This is a genomic window from Syntrophomonas palmitatica JCM 14374, from assembly GCF_001311885.1.
In the GTDB taxonomy this organism is placed as follows: domain Bacteria; phylum Bacillota; class Syntrophomonadia; order Syntrophomonadales; family Syntrophomonadaceae; genus Syntrophomonas_A; species Syntrophomonas_A palmitatica.
The window spans coordinates 35,096-53,939 of record NZ_BBCE01000001.1 but is presented as its reverse complement, the minus strand read 5'-3'; the positions used below and the strand labels follow the sequence as shown (position 1 = coordinate 53,939).

Sequence of the window (18,844 nt, the reverse complement as noted above, 5' to 3'; positions counted from 1 at the left end):
CATGACGTTGTGGGTTACCGAGAAGATGGAACAGGAGCGAGGAATACGTGTACAGAGCACTCGGGTTTTAATAACAGATCTTTAACTGCAGGATAAGACAAAGCACTGAAGATTGAACCGGGTTTTCTAAATCCGTTATACTAGAGAAAAATAATTTGATGGGCAGTGTTGATTGGAAATGAAAAAAGAACAGGTTTATTTTCTGTGGGGAGACGAATCGTATCTAATAGATAAGGAAATAAAAGATATACATACCCGCCTGCGGCACAACTATGGAGAAGTGGAACTGCTATACCTTGATGGGGATGAGATGAGCGGCCGGCAGCTTATAGAAAACCTGCAGTTTACTTCTTTATTTTGCGAGCAGCGCATGGTGGTCATAAAAAAACCGGCCTTTCTGGGGAAAGGCAAACGTAAAGCTGCACGCAACGATGAACTGCGCAAAGCTGTTGAAGAATTTCTTCTTCAGGATATGGAGGACCAGACCCTGGTGCTTACAGCCGAAGAACATGATAACAGCAACCCTTTGGTTAAAATCCTGGACCGCCAGGCCACAGTTTTGCAGTTTAAGCAGGCCAGCCCCCAGTATATAACCAAATGGGCGCAGGAGGAATGCAAACGCCGCGGATTGAAGGCTTCCGCCGAAGTGATAAATTTGCTGAGCCGCAGTGGTCAGGACATGTATTACCTGGAAAACCTGATTGAAAAGCTCAGTTTGATGACTATGGGAGGCAGCCTGACCGTTCAAGATTTGGAAGAGGAACTGGAGAATAAAGAGGAGACCCGGGTATTCGCTTTGACCGATGCGCTGCTGAATCGCAACCTGAGAAGCGCGTTTAGGGCCTATAACCAGCTGTTGGAACAAGGCGAGCCCCCTTTGCTGTTCCTGAATATGACCGGACGCCAATTCTTTAATTTAGGCAAAGTAAAAGCTTACATGGAAAAAGGATATGATAAGCAGAGTATAGCTGCGGCTGTGGGGATGAAGGAATATGGCGTACAGAAACTCATGTCCTGCGCACGTGGTTTTGCCTGGGAAGAAATGGATGATATTTTAGCCTATTTGATGGAGCTTGATTTGACCATGAAAAGCACCCAGCAGGACGGGGAAATCCTTATGGAATCAATGCTGGTGAAGATTTGCAGAAAAAAATAGAACCTGTCGTAAAGACAGGTTATTGAGCTTGCATCTGGTTTAGTTTTTTGGCCAGTTTGGATTTACGTCTGGCAGCGGTATTTTTATGCATGATATTCTTACCTACGCTCTTATCGATTAAAGAAGTTGCCTTTTTTAAGTTATCCTGGGCGACTTCTGTATTATCCTGACGCAGAGAACTTTCATACTTCTTGATAGCGGTCTTTATCCGGCTTTTCTGGGCTTTATTTCTCAGACGATTTTCTTCTGCTTTGCGGGCCCGCTTGGCCGGGGTCTTACTTTTGGCCACGAATTCACCTCCTCGTGATGGACAGCTAACAGGAATACTATAGCACTAGGCCCTGCAAAATGCAACTGCATCTTATGAAATTCATCCCCATCAGACCATAATAATCATTTCTCAGGCCGCATATTCTTTAAAAGCTTTCCTGATTATAAATTCTAAGATCCCAATATGGCTAGGTTATTTAGATGAATCTATGTGTAAAGGCGGTTTGAGACGGGTGAAAATAATTGAAACCGATGGAAAGGTCCTGGCGAAACTGATTCCTGTATCCCAATGCACTGAAGCTCAGTTTTTTTTCGCAAGACGATGAACCTTTACAGGCAGGAACCTGGAACTGTCAAGCGGGTACGAAACTTCCCGCACATATCCATAATGAAGCCCATAGAATAATCAAGCGAACCAATGAAGTTTTGTATATTTACAGCGGCGGTGTTATGGCCAGCATATATGATGAGGAAGAAAATCTCATTGAAGAACTGCAATTACAGGAAGGGGACGTATTAATTTTACTTGCAGGTGGGCATGGATACCGGATTTTAGATAACGCCGCCAAGGTTTTGGAGAAAGAGCCATCTGCTGCTGCATTAGAAAAGGTTTCCCTCAATACTGACCTTATCACATGATAGCTATAAAATATAACTGAAAGGTTAACAATGGGTTGCGTTTATTGTTCGTATTCCAGTTATACTGTATAATAATGCTATATTTATGAAAATGGGGGTCAAACCTTGGCTAAATCCCGTTATTTACTTTTAACACTTTTAATAGGGTTGATTTCTTACTCATTTATTGATCTATTTTTGAAACTGCCGTTTGAAATACCGATTGCCTCGCTGTCCATTTTAGGCGGGCTTGTTTTTATTGCTATGGCATATATAGAAACGAAAAAAATGTTTAATGATACAGCATCGAACCAGGCTGTGGTTTTGATGGTTTATTGGGTAATCAGCTTTTTGGGTATTACAGTTGGCTTCTCGGGTATTTACCTGGAGTTATTAAGGCAAAATCCAGTTAGCTTTGTAGGATTATCCGATGGTATTTCAGCGCTTTATTTCTCGCTGGTTACCTTCGCTACAGTTGGTTATGGAGATATCTATCCGGTATCTGCAATAGCCAAGGTTTTGGTAATGAGCGAGGTTTTATTTTCTGTTATTTTGATGCCTATAGTTATTGCCATTACTATTGCTTTTATTATTAATAAAAAACAGTTATCTCAAAAAAACCATAAAATCAGCCTGCACCAGGACGAACAAACCATTTTAAAAAGGATTAAATAAGGCTAGTTATTATAGCTTGTATCCCAAATTCATTTCTTATATTCGCCTATCGCAGCCCTCATTTTGTTATGCCTGCTTCATGCCTGCTTTGTTCCACCTGTTCTATTCATCATGGCCTAGCCATAAATTTAAAATAATATGCCCTTAATGAGGTGGCGGGATGAAGCGGCGGAGTGCCTTTGTTAGTTTTATAAAAGCCATAGTCCTTATGCAGTTCTTTTTCCTGGCTCTGTTGGCAGGTTTAAGCTGGGATATAAACAGCAACCTTGAATACTCACGGAACTTGCGTATTCCGGAAACATATATGTCGTTATTCAAGGTAAAAATCAGCCGTGAAATGGCCCAAAGTGCTTTGAGGCTGAACAATGTGGCTATGGCGGGCATTAACAGCCCGCAGCTTGCCTGGCGTGATTACCTGAACGCAGAATGCCCCAGGCAGTTATGAGCAGCAATTTACGGGTCCTGGCTTCACGCGGGGCCTATTCCGCTGATTTGCCGGATGATAAACCTGTGATTAACAATCCCTTGGAAAACGCACCACCAGAAACGCAGCCTTACAATGAAAAATATGCTGCTGCCCTGAAGGAATGCCAGGTGGTTTTCTATTGTACGCACAGCGCAGAATCATATATACCTGACAGCGGTGTGGCCAAATGCGAGGGACAAAGGGGTCTCGTGAACCAGGTGGCGGATACTCTGGCCAGGGAGTTGAACCGCGCCGGAATACAAGCGGTTTTCAATGATACCATTCACGATTTTCCTGAGTATAACTACAGCTATACCAACTCACGGGAAACGGTTAAAAATACTATAAAAAAATATCCCCATCTGGTGGCATTATTTGATATTCATCGTGACAGTATACCCGGCAGGGAAGATGCCGAAACTATTAATGTAAACGGAAAAGATGCGGCTTTAATTTTAATCGTAGTAGGAACCGATGAACGCAAGCCGCATCCCAACTGGAGAAAAAACCTTGCTTTTGCGGAGAAAATCAGAAACAAGGGAGAGGAAATCTATCCCGGACTGATCAAAGGGGTGCGAAGCAAGGCGGGTACCTATAATCAAGAATTCTTTGACCATGCACTTTTATTGGAGTTTGGCACTGATCGTAACTCTTTACAAGAAGTCACTTATGCCGCCCAATTATTTACCAATATATTATTGGATGTATTATACGAGGAAGTTTCGTCATGAGGTTTCATAAAGTATTAATAGTATTAGGAATATTTGGCCTTTTTATCGCTGGATTGAATACCGCCAACCAGGGAATCAACTGCCTGACCCTGGATAACCGCCAACCGGTTGTGGGGCTTAAAATAAGCAATGAAGGCATTTATGTAATAGCTTTGGGGCAGGGTTATGAGTATGACCAGGACAAGCTTGATAATCTAAGAGATAAAATTAATGAAAAAACCTTACGATTGCAGCACATTTTAAGGTCTTCTGTCTCGCGCCTGCAGCGCTTCTTAACATCTTACCCCCGCGCGCATCTCGAACAACTAAACCTATTACCGTGAACCAACTCCAGCACCCCTCCTGACACACCCCCTGATAAAATTCCGTGTTAATCCCTAAAATATTGCGCGTTATCTGCGTTTGTTTAATCCAGAATTGAACCTGGCCTTTCAATAAGGTATAATTTTGTGGCGATGTTTTCAGCCTGAACTGAAATCTGGAGGGTTATTTTTGCAGGAGAAAATAAGAAATTTCAGTATAATAGCGCACATTGATCATGGCAAGTCTACCCTGGCTGACCGCCTGCTGGAGTTCACCGGAACCTTGAGCCAGCGGGAGATGCGCGACCAGTTCCTGGATAAGATGGATCTGGAAAGGGAAAAGGGCATTACCATAAAGCTGCAGCCGGTGCGCTTGAATTATAAAGCCCGCAATGGCCAGGAGTATATTATAAATCTTATCGACACCCCGGGTCATGTTGATTTCGCCTATGAAGTGAGCCGCAGTCTGGCCGCCTGCGAAGGCGCCCTTTTGGTAGTGGATGCTTCCCAGGGTATTGAAGCCCAGACCCTGGCCAATGTCTATATGGCTATGGATTTGGATTTAGAGATTATAGGGGTAGTAAATAAAATAGATTTGCCCGGAGCCGAACCCGAACAGGTCAAACAGGAGATGGAGGATGTACTGGGCATAGATAAGGACGAAATTCTCTCCATCTCAGCCAAGCTGGGAACCGGGGTTATGGATGTTCTGGAGGCCATAGTCGAACGGGTTCCATGTCCGCAGGGGGAAGAACACGGTCCGGTGCAGGCCTTAATATTTGATTCCTATTTCGATTCCTACAAAGGAGCCATCTCTTATATCAGAGTGGTATCAGGCGAACTGCGCAAGGGTGAAATGATCCGCATGATGTCTACCGGGAAAGAATATGAAATAACGGAAATCGGGGTGCTCTCTCCTTATATGACTGAAGTGCAGGTTTTGCATGCCGGGGAAGTGGGTTATCTGGCGGCAGGTATAAAAAATGTTAAGGATACCAGAGTTGGAGATACCGTTACCGCGGTAAAGAGACCAGCTCAAAACCCGCTGCCAGGCTACCAGGAAGTCAAGCCTATGGTTTACTGCGGGTTATATCCGGTCGACAACAGCGAGTTTGAACGCTTGCGTGATGCCCTAGACCGCCTGAAATTAAACGATGCCTCGCTGTATTACGAACCGGAGAGTTCGGATGCCCTCGGGTTTGGATTTCGGTGCGGCTTTTTGGGTTTGTTGCACCTGGAGATTATACGCGAGCGGTTGGAACGCGAATATGACCTTAATCTCCTGGCTACCGCGCCCAGCGTTATCTATAAAATTATTCTGACCGATGGCAGCGAAGTGCTGGTGCAGAACCCTACCCACTGGCCGCCGCCCCAGAAAACCCATTGTATAATGGAACCCTATGTCAAGGCTTCAATAATGGTGCCTCATGATTTTGTAGGCAGTATCATGGAATTATGCCAGGAAAAACGCGGCAATTTTGTCAATATGGAATACCTGACTACTCACCGGGTGATGCTGACCTATAAGCTGCCCTTGTCGGAAATACTGTATGACTTCTTTGACGCCCTCAAATCCAGGACCAGGGGATATGCTTCCCTGGATTATGAAATCAGCGGGTTTGAGATTTCGGATCTGGTTAAGGTTGATATACTGCTCAATGGTGATATGGTTGACGCCTTGAGTTTCATCGTCCACAGTGACAAGGCTTATTACCGGCCCGGGCCATAACCGAACGGCTGCGGCGCATTATACCGCGCCAGCTGTATGAAGTGGTAATTCAGGCGGCTATTGGCAGCAAGGTCATTGCTCGCGAGAATGTTAAAGCGATGCGCAAGGATGTCCTGGCCAAATGCTACGGGGGCGACATAACCCGGAAAAAGAAGCTGCTGGAAAAGCAAAAAGAAGGTAAGAAAAAGATGAAACAGATTGGGCACATCGAAGTACCTAAAGACGCCTTTCTGAGGGTAATGAATATTGAAGGCGATTAATCCCTCTTCGCTGGGCATATATATCCATGTTCCTTTTTGCCTGCAAAAGTGTCGTTATTGTGATTTTTATTCCCTGCCGCTTGCCTGGCCGGTTGATATGGCCAGCTATAACCAGGCGCTGCTGGCTGAAATATCCCTCAAGGCTTCGCTCTACCCGCACCAAAGCATACAAAGCATATATATTGGGGGAGGAACCCCCAGCCTGCTTTCGCCTCAACAGATTCAAACCATTATAACGGTCATTAAAAACAGTTTTAATTTAAATATAGACGCGGAAATAAGCCTTGAAGCCAATCCTGCTGCTTTGCATGAGCAGAAAATGGCAGGGCTGCTGGAAGCGGGAATTAATCGCTTCTCATTGGGAGTGCAGAGTTTTGATGACGAAGAACTTAGACTAATGGGACGGGCGCATAACGCTCGTCAGGCATACGAGACCATAGAACTTTTTCAACGCCAGGGCTGTAAAAACTTCAATATTGATTTAATTTATGGCCTTCCGGGGCAGTCTATAGAAAAGTGGCTGCAAAACCTTAAACAAGCGGCAGAATGTAATCCAAGCCACCTGTCGCTGTATTTATTGCAATTGGAAGAACACACCCCTATGGGCCGGGATGCAGCGGCTAAAAAAATCCGGCTGCCAGGAGAAGATATAGAATGGGAGATGTATTACCAGGCTGTATCCTACCTGCAAGAGCATGGATATGATCATTATGAACTGTCTAATTTCTGCCGTCCGGGTTATCACTGCCGCCATAATCTATTATACTGGTCGGCCTGTGAATACCTGGCTTGGGAGCCGGAGCGGTAAGCTTCATAGCAGGACGCCGGTGCCGCAACCTCGCTCAGGTTGAAACCTACACCAGAAATCTATTGACGGGCCAAACTTGCCCGCAGGAAGAACTGGAAACCATGCAGGGGCAAGATATTATAAGAGATGCAATTATCCTGGGTTTGAGATTAACCGGCGGGATTGAATTGAAATCATTTAATCAGCGCTTTAATATTGATCTCTTACAAGAATTTAATGAACAAATTAGTGTATGCCTGAGCCAGGGCTTGTTAGAAATCGTGACCGGGAGATTGAGGCTGACCAGTAAGGCATTTTTCCTGTCCAATCAGTTTTTGCAAGGTTTCTGACCTGATTTACGATCTTGACAAAGCTTTCTGCAGGTGTTATTTTTTTGGTAAATAATCATTAGCACTCAACGAAGGAGAGTGCTAACAGGTGGTTTTAATATGACACTGGATGAACGTAAAAAATTAATCCTGGGGTCTATTATTAAGGATTATGTGGAGACTGCCGAACCCGTAGGGTCACGGGCGGTGGTTAAAAAACATGATCTAAAATTCAGTGCCGCTACAGTGAGAAATGAAATGGCTGATCTGGAGGAAATGGGTTATTTAGAGCAGCCGCATACCTCTGCGGGGCGCATTCCTTCGGAAATGGGTTTTCGTTACTATGTAGACTGGATGATGGAAAAAGAACACCTGGATGAAAAAGAAGCGGAAACCCTGCAGCGTATTCTGCAAAGCGGCAGTCAGGAATGGAATGAACTGGCTCAACATATCAGCAGTTTTCTTGCTCAGGTGACAAACTATACCTCATTTGTTATCGTGCCGGCTGTGCGCCTGTCAGATTTCCGTTATTTGCAGCTGGTGCCTGTAGACCAGAACAAAGCCCTGGTCCTGGTAGTAACTGATCCGGGCATGATTATGCACCGCAAGATCGAGGTGCCTGAAGATATAAACGCCGAGGAGCTTGACCAGATAGGCAGGGTCTTTACACAGATGTTGGGAGGTAAGAAGCCCGGCGAAATCAAACGCAGTACCTTGAGCCAGCTTCGCGACAGCTTGAGACAGAGACGCAAGCTAATTGACCGCATTCTGGAGTCGATTGATAACCTGCTAGACAACTCCACCAGCGAGCGGGTCGTAGTCAGCGGCGCCCTTAACATTTTGAATGAACCAGAATTCAAAGATATAGAGAAAATTAGAAGGGTTCTGGCTATCCTTGACGAAGCTGACCGCCTGAGGCATATTCTTCCCGACAGCACCGGGGATGAGGTGGATATTCGTATCGGTAAGGAAAATTTGGCCGATGACATTAAGGAAATGAGCCTGGTATTCTCAGGGTATAAGACCTTCGGCGAAATGGGAAAAATAGGAGTTATAGGTCCGGTGCGCATGGAATATTGGAAAGCTGCGGGTTCGGTTGAATCCGTGTGTGATATAGTTGAGGACACCATAAAGAAAAAGTAGGAAAAAATCTGGACCAAAAGACAGAAATTGAGGGATCTGGGGGGTTTATAATAAACACAGAACAAATGATCATATTGTTCTCGCCTCCGACTTCCTGCTTCCCGCCTCTCAATTACGGAGGTTGCCATGGCAGACAGTTTATTTTCACATAAACAAGAAAAAGACGACCGGTTTCAAACCCTGCTGAATAATGCCCATGCCGCCACAGTAATATCACAAATCGTAGAGGGAACCATAGGCCCCAAGGGGCTGGACATAATGATGGTTGATCCCTTTGCTGATCTGGTTATAACCAATGACGGGGTGACCATTCTAAAACTTATGGATGTCAGCCACCCGGCGGCCAGGATGATTATTAACGCTGCTCGAGCCCAGCAGGATGAGGTTGGGGATGGCACCACCACTGCCACCATTATGGCGGCGGCCCTCGTAGCTGAAGGAGCAGCCAGGTGTTAAAAGGCGTCCCGGTGAGCCGGGTTATAGACGGCATTGAAATCGGTATAAAAGAAGCCCTGCATCTGATAAAAGAACAAAGCCGGAAAATAAACATCGATCAGAAAAAGCAGCTGCATGATATAGCCTCTATTGCGGGGCGAGGACAGCAGGAACTGGCGCAATTGGTGGTGGAAGGGGCCGCTATGCTGGGCATGGACAGGATGCTGCAGGATGATTATCGTTTTGCTGATGCCGTTATTGCCCGCGAAGCCGCTGAAAATCAAGTGTTTAACGGGGTGGTTTTGAACCGCCAAGCATTGAACCAGGAAATGCCACGGGAAATTAACAACCCTTTAATATTAGTTGTTGACGATGCTCTGGCCCCCGAAGACTTAAATCACGACGCCATGAAAACCGAAGCCGGTTTTCAATATTTTCTCCAGGCTCGCGATACATATGAAAAAAATCTGCGCAAGATTGCGGAACTGGGTGTAAATGTGGTTGTGGCTGACCGTTCTATTGATGACCTGGCGGAAGAAATATTCACAGAATCGGGAATTATGGCTTTACAGAGAGTATCAAGCCGTGAAATTGAACGGTTGTGTCAGCACACCGGCGCGAGGAAAATCAAACGGGTTACCTTGAACCGCAGTCCGGAGATCCTTTCTTCTTATTTAGGTAAAGCCGATCGCGCTGTCAGTGATGAGAAACTGGAGCATACTTGTGTTTACGGAGGCAAGGGCGAAACCTGGACCACTATCATCGTAGGAGCTGCCACAAGTGAAGTGGTGGATGAAAGGGAACGCATCGCCCGCGATGCCGCGTCGGCGGTGCAGGCTGCGGTGCGAGAGGGGATTGTCCCCGGCGGGGGAGCCCTGGAAATTTGGTTGGCCGCGGAAATGGAGAAACTGGCCCGGTCCCTGGGAGGGATGTCGTCTTACGGGGTGCTGTGCGTAAAAGAGGCTTTTTTAAAACCTTTTAACTGTATGGCCAGCAATGCCGGGTTTAATCCCCTGGAAAAGCTGGGTGATGTTATAGCCGCGCAGAATCGGGAAGGCCGCGTTTCCATTTCCTTTGACTGCGAAAGCGGCGCGGTGGTCGATATGATAGAAAACGGCATTGTCGATCCCGCCCTGGTGAAGATTAATGCCGTAAAAACCGCCGGTGAGGTAGCAACAGCCATATTACGGATTAACACCATTATAAAAATGAAAAATGAGGAATCGAAACCGGGCAGCCTAGATATCATGGAATAGAGGTGATATTAGTGGAAAAGCATGACGCAAAACCGGAGGAGGCAGAGAAGCTCGCAAACGATGGGAACGATGCTGCATTGAATGCTCAAGATACCGAAGTTGCTGAACTAAACGAAGAAGATGAATTATCCTTACTTAAAAAAGAATTAGAAAAGACCCAGGAAGAAAATAAAAAACTATATGATCAGTACCTGCGCGCTTTGGCTGAGGCTGATAATAATCGTAAAAGAGCCGCCAGGGATAAAGAAGAATATCTTAAATTTGCCGCCCTGCCGGTTATTAAAAAAATATTACCGGTTATAGATGATCTGGAGAGGGCTATGACCAGTGCGGATTCCGCTCGTGACTATGAGGGACTCAGCAAAGGGGTTGAGTTAATCTGCCGCAAGCTGCATGACATAGTTCGCGAACAGGGCGTCCTGCCTATTGAAGCCCATGGGCAGGCTTTTGACCCCCAGTATCACCAGGCTTTAATGACTGAGGAAAGCGCAGATCATCCTGAGAATACAATCATAGATGAGCTGCAAAAGGGTTATATCATGCATGGCCGGGTAATAAGACCCAGCCTGGTTAAAGTAAGTATGTCTAAAAACTGAGGACCATACTGGTTTTTGCGTTAATGTCCTCAAAAATATATGGAGGTGTTGTTAAATGGCAAAGGTTGTAGGCATTGATTTAGGAACCACCAATTCATGTATTGCAATTATGGAAGGTAGTGAAGCAGTTGTAATTCCCAATCCGGAAGGAGAACGTATTACTCCTTCAGTAGTGGGCTTTTCTAAAACCGGCGAACGCCTGGTCGGCCGGGTAGCCAAACGCCAGGCTATTACCAATCCAGAACGAACAGTTATTTCGATCAAGAGAAAAATGGGCACCGATTACAAGGTGGAAATTGACAATAATAAATACACGCCTCAAGAAATATCAGCCATGATTTTGCAAAAGCTTAAAACGGATGCGGAAGCCTATTTAGGAGAAAAGATTACCCAGGCGGTAATAACCGTACCGGCATATTTTACGGATGCACAGCGGCAGGCCACCAAAGATGCCGGTAAAATTGCGGGTCTGGAAGTACTGCGTATCATTAATGAACCTACGGCTGCAGCGCTCGCTTATGGTTTGGATAAAGACGAAAACCAAACCATTCTCGTTTTCGACCTGGGCGGCGGGACTTTTGACGTTTCTATTTTGGAGATTGGCGACGGGGTTTTTGAAGTAAAGGCCACCAGCGGCAACAATCGTCTGGGCGGTGACGACTTCGATGACCGCATCATTAACTGGCTTATTGCTGACTTTAAGAAAGAAAAGGGCATAGACTTGAGTTCTGACAAGATGGCTATGCATCGTCTTAAAGAAGCGGCTGAAAAGGCTAAACACGAACTTTCAGGTGTTCTGACCACTGATATAAACATACCTTATATTACAGCTACGCCGGAAGGACCGCTTCATCTGGAGAAAACCCTGACCCGGGCCAAGTTTAACGAATTGACCGCGGAACTGGTGGAAAAAACCATGGGACCTACCCGGCAGGCTATGAAGGATTCAGGGCTTAGCCAGATAAGATTGACAAAGTTATCCTGGTGGGAGGATCTACTCGTATTCCAGCTGTTCAGGACGCGATTCGCAATTTCATCGGCAAGGAACCTTTTAAAGGCATTAACCCTGACGAAGTTGTGGCCGTAGGCGCAGCTATTCAGGCCGGAGTCCTGGCCGGGGATGTAACCGATGTGGTCTTATTGGATGTTACTCCTTTATCACTGGGTATCGAAACTCTCGGTGGGGTATTTACCCGAATTATTGAACGTAACAGCACTATTCCCACCTCCAAGAGTCAGGTGTTTACCACTGCGGCTGATAACCAGACCTCGGTTGACATTCATGTTCTGCAGGGGGAAAGAAAGATGGCCGGAAATAACGTTACTCTGGGCCGGTTCCAGCTGACTGGAATTCCCCCGGCGCCGCGCGGAATTCCGCAGGTGGAGGTAAAATTTGACATTGACGTCAATGGCATTGTGCATGTAAGCGCCAAGGACCTGGCCACACAGAAGGAACAAAAGATAACCATTACCTCTTCCAGCGGTTTAAGTGATGAGGAAATTAAACGCATGATGGAGGAAGCCGAGCGTTATGCTGAAGAGGATGAAAAACGGTTGCAGGAAGTGGAGACCCGTAATTCCGCTGACAGTATGATATACCAGGCAGAGAAAACCTTAAAGGAATTTGCTGATAATATAGGCGAAGCTGAACGCAGCCAGATTGAATCTGCTAAAGAGGATTTGAAGAAGGCCCTGGAAGGCAGCGACATCGAAGACATCAAAGCTAAGACCGAAGCCTTGACCCAGGCCATATATGCAGTCAGCGCTAAAATGTATGAAAATGTCAACCCGCAGCGCTGATGACGGGGAAGTGTTTGACGCTGATTACAACATCCCCGATGATGATAAATAGAGTATAATAAACAGAGAAAATCACCACAGATGAACACTGATTAAATTAGCAAAAACATTACAATAATCTGAAAAAAATGGAAACATCTGTATGTATCTGTGGTTAAGCGATCCCATAGTAAGTTGAATTAAACACATGAGGTGGGAAAATGGCCACTAAACGCGATCTTTATGAGGTCCTGGGAGTTTCCAGGAATGCTTCGCCGGATGATATCAAGGCTGCCTACCGCAAAATGGCGCGTAAATACCATCCGGATGTCAACCGGGAAGACCCCAATGCTTCAGAGAAATTTAAAGAAATCAATGACGCCTATGAGATTTTAAGCGATGATCAGAAACGTGCCACTTATGATCGTTTCGGTCACGATGCCTTTGACCCCACCAAAAATACCGGGGGGTTTGGAGGCGGATTTGGTGGTTTCGGGGAAGGCATGGGCGGATTTGGCGATATATTCGATTTGATTTTCGGTCAGGGAGCCGGTATGGGTAAACGCAGCCGCAGTGGTCCACAGCGGGGTGCTGATCGCGAACTGCGTATGGATATCAATTTTGAGGATGCGGTTTTCGGCCTGGAAAAGGAAATAGAGATTGCCCGGATTGAAAAATGTGATCGCTGTAAAGGCAGTGGCGCTGAAGAAGGCTCACAGGTCAAAAACTGCCCCACCTGTAACGGCAGCGGACAGGCGAGAACAGTGCAAAGCACGCCTTTCGGACGCTTTGAAACCGTACGTCCCTGCAGCCGCTGTCATGGAGAAGGTAAGATTATAGAAAAGCCCTGCAGCGAATGTCGGGGTACCGGGCAGGTCAAGAAGAACCGGCGCATTGAAGTGCGCATACCAGCAGGAATTGACAGCGGGTCCCGCCTGCGCATCCAGGGTGAAGGCGAACAGGGACAAAAAGGCGGACCTCCCGGTGATCTGTATATAACGGTGGCGGTTAAACCGCATCCCCATTTCAAACGGGACGGTTATACCTTAATTACTACTGCGGAAATTAATTTTGTGCAGGCTACCCTGGGAGCGGAAATAGATATTCCATTGCTGGGAGGAGCAGTTCACAAACTGCTTATTCCTGAAGGTACCCAGCCTGGTGATGTTATAACCGTTAAGGGCAAAGGTGTGCCGCATTTGCATGGGGCCCGTCAGGGCGATTTAAAAGTCATTATAAAAGTAAATATTCCTAAAAAAATAACGAAGAAACAACGTGAACTCCTGCAGGTTTTCTACAATGATGACGATAAGTCAGGCAAGAAGGACAAGGGACTGTTTGATAAATTTAAAGATGCGATGGGATAGGAGTGCCTGAATGACTTGGAAAGAAATTAGTGTGCTTACTGAAGGCATATGTGTTGAAGCAATTTCAGGAATTTTTCAAAGATTGGGTACCGGCGGGGTGGTTATCGAAGACCCGCAGGGGGCGCGTAAATATATCAGCAGCGAACCATGGAAGGCCACTTCGCCTGATTTCATGGAACATAATTTTGTGGTGGTAAAAGCTTATTTTCCGGAAGACCGTGAGGTCATGGATGAACTGCACAGCTGCCTGGATGCGGTCAAAGAGAACTTCGGAGTGGAGTGCAAGGTATATATTGACGAGGTTCGTGACGAAGACTGGGAACAGAATTGGAAGAAATATTATCACAGTTTTAAGGTTGGGGACAGCTGGTAGTTAAACCATCCTGGGAGGATTACCAAATGGGTCCTGGTGAAATAATCATCGAACTGGACCCCGGGATGGCTTTTGGCACCGGCATACATGCGTCAACGCGGTTCTGTCTCAAATTTATCGACCAGTATGTTAAAGGCGGAGAAAGAATAATCGATGCCGGCTGCGGGTCGGGCATTTTGTCTATTGGTGCCGCTAAATTGGGAGCCCAGAGTGTTTTTGCCATGGATGTAGACCCGGTGGCGGTTAAAGTAGCCCGGGAAAATATTGTTTTAAACGGTTTGGATAATCTTATCGAAGTGCGCGAAGGAGATATAGCTGAAGAAATTCTGGGCAGGCCTGTAGATATGATACTGGCCAACATTACCGCTGAGGTAATAAACGAATTACTGCCCCTGGCGTCAGAGGCTTTACCTTCAGGTGGATATTTCTTTGGTTCAGGCATAGTAGACAGCCGCTGGCCGGGAGTACAAAAGCAGTTGGATAACTGCGGCTTCACGGTTGAACAGGTCCTGACTGATATCGACTGGGTAGGCGTGGCAGCACGCAAGAAATAGCTATAGGTGTCAGGGGGACGGTTCTCTTGACACCACCTGGAACAGAGTTTTAAAACGGTGTCAAGAGAACCGTCCCCCTGACACCTTGACACCAAAATGATTATACGAGGGGTGTATGGAGAGTGCACCGTTTTTTTGTTTCTGCGACAAACATAAGGAAGATGAAATGTATTTTGATCGCGGAGAGTTAAGACACATAGAAAAGGTGCTGCGTCTGCGTCCGGGTGAAATAGTTGCGGTTTTTGACGGCAGCGGTATGGAATACCGGGTGCGGTTACGGGAAGACCAGGAGCAGAGACTAAAGGGAGAAATTATTTCCAAAGCGTGTATCGACCGCGAACCTGAAACATCATTGCATTTGGTTCAAGGTATAGCCAAAGGCGATAAAATGGACAGCATCGTGCAAAAAGCCGTGGAAATAGGGGTAAAGGCTATACATCCCCTGGCTGCACAGCGCAGTGTGGTGGAACTTGATGAACGCAAGGCAGGAAAAAGGGTGATGAGATGGCAGGAAATAGCCCGGGAAGCCTGTAAACAATGCCGCCGTAACCAGATGCCGTTAGTGAATCCCATGCGCGGGATAAATGAAATCCTGCAGATAATAGGCCAGACCCCGGCGATAATGCTTTATGAAGAAGAACATAAACTAGGATTAAAACAGCTTTTACAAACCGAAGAAGAGAGATTCACCGGGCAGGAAATATTTATTTTGGTGGGACCGGAAGGCGGTTTTAGCCATGAGGAAGCGGAAGCCGCCAGGGATCGCGGGGTACACCTGGTTACTTTGGGACCACGTATCTTGCGTACTGAGACCGCTGGACTGGTAGCGGCCAGCCTGATCCTCTACCACTTTAACGATTTGGGGTAAGAATTAGCCACAGATGAACAATCTTAAACATTTTGTCTTATCCCACAGTTAAAAATCAGGGTTAATCTGCGGCTGGCAAAAGGGACAAATTATTATGAAGAACGTGGCTTTTTATACCTTGGGGTGTAAGGTAAACCAGGTAGAAAGCGAACAACTAAAAGAAATCTTTATCCAGCGGGGCTATCGGGTGGTTGAACCCGGCGAACCAGCAAATGTTTATGTCGTAAACACTTGTACGGTTACGCATGTTAGCGACCGGAAATCCCGGGCAGTTATCAGAAGAATCGCCCGGCGGAATCTTGATGCCATAATAGCCGTGACAGGTTGTATGGCCCAATTAGATCCGGAGGCTTTAGCGGATATCCCAGGGGTCAATCTGGTTATAGGCAGCCGCGAAAAGGAAAATCTGGTTGATATAGTCGAAGAATATATCTCAGCTAAAACTGAGCGGCCGATAGTATGTACCAGGGTTGAGGCTGATAATAGATACTTAAAACCGGTGATATTTAGTTCACTGCATGAAAGGACCAGAGCCTTTGTCAAGATTCAGGACGGCTGCCAGAGTTTTTGCTCCTATTGTATAGTGCCCTATGTGCGCGGCAAGGTCAGGAGCAAGCTGCCTGAAGATGTTTTAGGCGAAGTTAGGCAGTTGGTCAGCCTTGGCTACCGGGAAATCGTAATAACCGGAATTCATACCGGGCAGTATGGACTTGATCTTATCGACTGGGATCTGCATCGTCTGTTGGTTCATATTCTGCATAATGTTGAGGGTGATTACAGGCTGCGTTTAAGCTCAATTGAACCCCTGGAGATGAAAGATGAACTGATAGAATTAATGCGCATGGATAAACGAATCTGCCCTCATTTTCATATTCCCCTGCAAAGCGGCAGTGACCGGATACTGAAACTCATGCACCGTCGCTATGACAGAAGCTATTATATGGATTTAATCAGAACAATTGCCGCCAGCCTGCCCCGCGCATCTTTTACCAGTGACGTTATGGTAGGATTTCCGGGTGAATCAGAAGCTGATTTTCAGCAGACTATTGACCTGTTGCTGCAGCTGCCTTTGCTGGACCTGCACGTGTTCAAATATTCACCGCGACCCGGCACACCCGCCGCAGATTTTGCACACCAGGTGAAGCCGGAAATTAAACAGGCTCGAAGCGAAACCCTGCTGGAACTGGCCCGAACCAAACACGATGAGTTCATAATCCGCTTCATGGGCGAGGAGTTTGAAGTATTGGTAGAGCGAGAAGTAAATGGCTTTTTTTACGGGTTTACAGAAAACTATATTGAAACCGCCTTTTGTGCGTCTCAAAATCTATGCGGCGGGTTTGCACGGATAAAGCTTACTGGTATAAATGGCCCTGTGGCAACCGCAGAACTTGTGTAACTCAGATAATAAATGGACCAGGTGCATTACAAAGCAAAATATCCGAAAATTACTTTGTAATGGATTAAATATTTTGATAAAATAGATAGGAATATTTGCTATTTTAAATGAACGATTATCTTGCGGGATCAAAGATGAAATATTTTTAAAAAAACCCGGTGTTTATGGAGGAGGTGAAAGTATGACCGCTGCAGACTGTTTATTCTGCAAAATTGCCAGTAAAACCTTGCCAGCCAAAGTAGTGTATGAAGATGATCTGCTGATAGCTATTGAGGATATTAATCCGGCGGCGCCAGTTCACATACTGATTATTCCGAAAGAACATATCTCTTCACTTAATGAGCTGCAAGTCAATCACGTTGCTTTGCTGGGGCAGATTCAGCTTTTGGCAGCCCGGCTGGCCAGCCAGTTGAACATTGCTGAACCTGGTTACCGCCTCGTAAATAACTGTGGTGAAATGGGCGGGCAGACGGTTATGCATCTGCATTACCACCTGCTGGGCGGAAGAAATTTCGGCTGGCCTCCAGGCTAAACCTTGACTGGGGGCTTATTAGATAGTAAAATATAAAGGCGTTTTCAGCCTGATCGGATGAGGGGAGGGATACAGTGAGCGAAGTACGAGTAGGAAAAAATGAATCCCTGGATAGCGCCCTAAAGAGATTTAAACGTTCCTGTCAAAAGGCAGGGGTTATGCAGGATATAAGGAAACATGACCATTACGAAAAGCCCAGTATTAAGAAGAAGAAGAAGTCGGAGGCTGCTCGAAAGAAAAAGAAATTTTAAGGGCTAAAGCTCCCTTTTACGATCAACTTACGTAAATTGAAGGGTAGGCTGAAGACGAACAGGTAAAACTACAGAAATTTAAGCGCTATTAGGAAAATGAAAGCCTGGTAAATCAGTTTACCAGGCTTAAATTATTTATAACCCGGAATAATTAGTTGGGGGGATTAAGGGTGAGCTTTATGAACAAAGGCATGCAAAATAAGAGACAGCGCCGGGTGGTAATAGCCATCATAAGCCTGGTCATTGTGTCCTTTTTGTTCAGCATAGTAGCAGTTACATTTTATTAAGTTTAGCAGTTGATATAAACCTAAAACTAAAAAATCTTTTGCAGCCTCCTGGTGATTACCAGGAGGTTTTTTGGTTGTATAGGAAAGTATGGTTGCATGGCTGTGGATAAGTGTACTCGGGGGCGTGGGCGGGGCAATCGCAGAGGTCATCGTGAACGGCAGTACCGCTGCCCTGTCATTGCTGGGAAAGATTACTTCGCTGTGCTGGCAATGAAACAATAAAGGATTACCTTCGGGAACAACCTAATGTCGTTGCGAGAAGCGCTGCCATGCGGCAATCTAAAACCATAACGCTTCTCGCCCGGAGGCTAATTTGTTCATTTAGCATTGCATGCGGGCATATATTTTATAAACGGGTCAAGACTGCGTGATTACTTCTTCGGCAGGAGGGATAGTAATGGACAAACGCCGGGAGGCCATAAGTAAAGCCATGGCTGAACTATTAGAAATTCCTCGTGATCTGGTACTGGATCTTCCCAAACTTACCATAGTCGGAAGAAATGAATTGTATCTTGAAAACCACCGCGGCATTATCGAATACAATCTTAACCGAGTGCGCATTAACTTAAGCCGGGGATACCTGGAGATTGACGGAAACAACCTGGAAATTAAGGCCTTAATGGCTGAAGAGATGAGCATTTGCGGAGAAATTCACACCGTTAAGTATATGGACTGAGCGGGAGG

At 46.0% G+C, this 18,844-nt stretch carries 20 protein-coding genes and 3 pseudogenes; 22 read left to right on the top strand and 1 reads right to left on the bottom strand.

Annotated elements, in window-relative coordinates:
* The first annotated feature begins 178 nt into the window (after nt 1-178).
* Nucleotides 179-1,156, top strand: coding sequence for a DNA polymerase III subunit delta (holA, locus tag JCM14374_RS00305; RefSeq protein WP_157048878.1), 978 nt, complete (start codon nt 179-181; stop codon nt 1,154-1,156).
* 19 nt (nt 1,157-1,175) lie between these two features.
* Here holA and rpsT read toward each other — a convergent pair whose 3' ends face one another.
* The gene (gene rpsT, locus JCM14374_RS00300) at nt 1,176-1,445 is read right to left on the bottom strand and encodes a 30S ribosomal protein S20 (RefSeq protein WP_054691941.1); all 270 of its coding nucleotides are present in this window, start codon (nt 1,443-1,445) and stop codon (nt 1,176-1,178) included.
* A gap of 407 nt (nt 1,446-1,852) precedes the next feature.
* Here rpsT and JCM14374_RS00295 point away from each other — a divergent pair, with 407 nt between their 5' ends.
* The 21 genes and pseudogenes from JCM14374_RS00295 to yqfC all read left to right on the top strand — a co-directional run bounded on the left by JCM14374_RS00295 (nt 1,853) and on the right by yqfC (nt 18,836).
* The gene (locus tag JCM14374_RS00295; protein ID WP_172674110.1) at nt 1,853-2,065 is read left to right on the top strand and encodes a hypothetical protein; all 213 of its coding nucleotides are present in this window, start codon (nt 1,853-1,855) and stop codon (nt 2,063-2,065) included.
* Nucleotides 2,066-2,170: 105 nt separating this feature from the next.
* A complete protein-coding gene (locus tag JCM14374_RS00290; RefSeq protein WP_054691936.1) occupies nt 2,171-2,719 on the top strand; it encodes a potassium channel family protein in 549 nt (182 codons plus the stop codon).
* Between the two features lie 160 nt (nt 2,720-2,879).
* Complete coding sequence (locus JCM14374_RS00285) at nt 2,880-3,164, top strand: hypothetical protein (RefSeq protein ID WP_054691932.1); 285 nt, start codon at nt 2,880-2,882, stop codon at nt 3,162-3,164.
* Complete coding sequence (spoIIP, locus tag JCM14374_RS00280; protein WP_083453770.1) at nt 3,146-3,916, top strand: stage II sporulation protein P; 771 nt, start codon at nt 3,146-3,148, stop codon at nt 3,914-3,916. The genes JCM14374_RS00285 and spoIIP overlap by 19 nt, the downstream gene beginning before the upstream one ends.
* Complete coding sequence (locus JCM14374_RS00275) at nt 3,913-4,239, top strand: hypothetical protein (RefSeq protein ID WP_054691925.1); 327 nt, start codon at nt 3,913-3,915, stop codon at nt 4,237-4,239. Before spoIIP ends, JCM14374_RS00275 begins: the two co-directional genes overlap by 4 nt.
* A 169-nt stretch (nt 4,240-4,408) precedes the next feature.
* Nucleotides 4,409-6,207, top strand: a pseudogene (gene lepA, locus JCM14374_RS00270) (translation elongation factor 4).
* Nucleotides 6,194-7,015: a radical SAM family heme chaperone HemW gene (hemW, locus tag JCM14374_RS00265; protein ID WP_054691922.1), complete on the top strand. Its 822-nt coding sequence runs from the start codon at nt 6,194-6,196 to the stop codon at nt 7,013-7,015. Before lepA ends, hemW begins: the two are co-directional and overlap by 14 nt.
* Nucleotides 6,997-7,344 carry a hypothetical protein gene (locus tag JCM14374_RS00260; protein WP_054691918.1) on the top strand — a complete coding sequence of 116 codons (348 nt, stop codon included), beginning with the start codon at nt 6,997-6,999 and terminating at the stop codon, nt 7,342-7,344. Before hemW ends, JCM14374_RS00260 begins: the two co-directional genes overlap by 19 nt.
* A gap of 99 nt (nt 7,345-7,443) precedes the next feature.
* The gene (hrcA, locus tag JCM14374_RS00255) at nt 7,444-8,466 is read left to right on the top strand and encodes a heat-inducible transcriptional repressor HrcA (protein WP_054691915.1); all 1,023 of its coding nucleotides are present in this window, start codon (nt 7,444-7,446) and stop codon (nt 8,464-8,466) included.
* Between the two features lie 126 nt (nt 8,467-8,592).
* The gene (locus JCM14374_RS15445; RefSeq protein ID WP_369397239.1) at nt 8,593-8,922 is read left to right on the top strand and encodes a TCP-1/cpn60 chaperonin family protein; all 330 of its coding nucleotides are present in this window, start codon (nt 8,593-8,595) and stop codon (nt 8,920-8,922) included.
* Nucleotides 8,916-10,157 carry a TCP-1/cpn60 chaperonin family protein gene (locus JCM14374_RS00250; RefSeq protein WP_369397238.1) on the top strand — a complete coding sequence of 414 codons (1,242 nt, stop codon included), beginning with the start codon at nt 8,916-8,918 and terminating at the stop codon, nt 10,155-10,157. Before JCM14374_RS15445 ends, JCM14374_RS00250 begins: the two co-directional genes overlap by 7 nt.
* Before the next feature lie 11 nt (nt 10,158-10,168).
* Nucleotides 10,169-10,753, top strand: coding sequence for a nucleotide exchange factor GrpE (gene grpE, locus JCM14374_RS00245; protein ID WP_054691912.1), 585 nt, complete (start codon nt 10,169-10,171; stop codon nt 10,751-10,753).
* Nucleotides 10,754-10,808: 55 nt separating this feature from the next.
* A pseudogene (gene dnaK, locus JCM14374_RS00240) lies at nt 10,809-12,605 on the top strand (molecular chaperone DnaK).
* A 148-nt stretch (nt 12,606-12,753) separates the two neighbouring features.
* Nucleotides 12,754-13,899, top strand: coding sequence for a molecular chaperone DnaJ (gene dnaJ, locus JCM14374_RS00235; RefSeq protein WP_054691909.1), 1,146 nt, complete (start codon nt 12,754-12,756; stop codon nt 13,897-13,899).
* A gap of 10 nt (nt 13,900-13,909) precedes the next feature.
* Nucleotides 13,910-14,826, top strand: a pseudogene (gene prmA, locus JCM14374_RS14140) (50S ribosomal protein L11 methyltransferase).
* 115 nt (nt 14,827-14,941) lie between these two features.
* Nucleotides 14,942-15,694, top strand: coding sequence for a 16S rRNA (uracil(1498)-N(3))-methyltransferase (locus tag JCM14374_RS00220; RefSeq protein ID WP_054691898.1), 753 nt, complete (start codon nt 14,942-14,944; stop codon nt 15,692-15,694).
* Nucleotides 15,695-15,788: 94 nt separating this feature from the next.
* Nucleotides 15,789-17,090 (top strand): tRNA (N(6)-L-threonylcarbamoyladenosine(37)-C(2))-methylthiotransferase MtaB, encoded by a 1,302-nt coding sequence (gene mtaB / locus JCM14374_RS00215; RefSeq protein ID WP_054691895.1) that lies wholly within the window; start codon nt 15,789-15,791, stop codon nt 17,088-17,090.
* Nucleotides 17,091-17,271: 181 nt separating this feature from the next.
* A complete protein-coding gene (locus JCM14374_RS00210; RefSeq protein WP_054691891.1) occupies nt 17,272-17,622 on the top strand; it encodes a histidine triad nucleotide-binding protein in 351 nt (116 codons plus the stop codon).
* Between the two features lie 74 nt (nt 17,623-17,696).
* The gene (gene rpsU / locus JCM14374_RS00205; protein WP_054691888.1) at nt 17,697-17,873 is read left to right on the top strand and encodes a 30S ribosomal protein S21; all 177 of its coding nucleotides are present in this window, start codon (nt 17,697-17,699) and stop codon (nt 17,871-17,873) included.
* Nucleotides 17,874-18,248: 375 nt separating this feature from the next.
* Nucleotides 18,249-18,374 (top strand): hypothetical protein, encoded by a 126-nt coding sequence (locus tag JCM14374_RS14990; protein ID WP_278279202.1) that lies wholly within the window; start codon nt 18,249-18,251, stop codon nt 18,372-18,374.
* A 183-nt stretch (nt 18,375-18,557) separates the two neighbouring features.
* Nucleotides 18,558-18,836, top strand: coding sequence for a sporulation protein YqfC (gene yqfC, locus JCM14374_RS00200; RefSeq protein ID WP_054691885.1), 279 nt, complete (start codon nt 18,558-18,560; stop codon nt 18,834-18,836).
* Nucleotides 18,837-18,844: the final 8 nt, after the last annotated feature.

Excerpts from the sequence above, each read along its gene's own strand:
- holA (WP_157048878.1), top strand. The coding sequence starts at position 179 with ATGAAAAAAGAACAGGTTTATTTTCTGTGGGGAGACGAATCGTATCTA.
- JCM14374_RS00285 (WP_054691932.1), top strand. The coding sequence starts at position 2,880 with ATGAAGCGGCGGAGTGCCTTTGTTAGTTTTATAAAAGCCATAGTCCTT.
- spoIIP (WP_083453770.1), top strand. The coding sequence starts at position 3,146 with ATGCCCCAGGCAGTTATGAGCAGCAATTTACGGGTCCTGGCTTCACGC.
- JCM14374_RS00275 (WP_054691925.1), top strand. The coding sequence starts at position 3,913 with ATGAGGTTTCATAAAGTATTAATAGTATTAGGAATATTTGGCCTTTTT.
- hrcA (WP_054691915.1), top strand. The coding sequence starts at position 7,444 with ATGACACTGGATGAACGTAAAAAATTAATCCTGGGGTCTATTATTAAG.
- JCM14374_RS15445 (WP_369397239.1), top strand. The coding sequence starts at position 8,593 with ATGGCAGACAGTTTATTTTCACATAAACAAGAAAAAGACGACCGGTTT.
- dnaJ (WP_054691909.1), top strand. The coding sequence starts at position 12,754 with ATGGCCACTAAACGCGATCTTTATGAGGTCCTGGGAGTTTCCAGGAAT.
- JCM14374_RS00220 (WP_054691898.1), top strand. The coding sequence starts at position 14,942 with ATGGAGAGTGCACCGTTTTTTTGTTTCTGCGACAAACATAAGGAAGAT.
- mtaB (WP_054691895.1), top strand. The coding sequence starts at position 15,789 with ATGAAGAACGTGGCTTTTTATACCTTGGGGTGTAAGGTAAACCAGGTA.
- JCM14374_RS00210 (WP_054691891.1), top strand. The coding sequence starts at position 17,272 with ATGACCGCTGCAGACTGTTTATTCTGCAAAATTGCCAGTAAAACCTTG.
- JCM14374_RS14990 (WP_278279202.1), top strand. The coding sequence starts at position 18,249 with ATGGTTGCATGGCTGTGGATAAGTGTACTCGGGGGCGTGGGCGGGGCA.
- yqfC (WP_054691885.1), top strand. The coding sequence starts at position 18,558 with ATGGACAAACGCCGGGAGGCCATAAGTAAAGCCATGGCTGAACTATTA.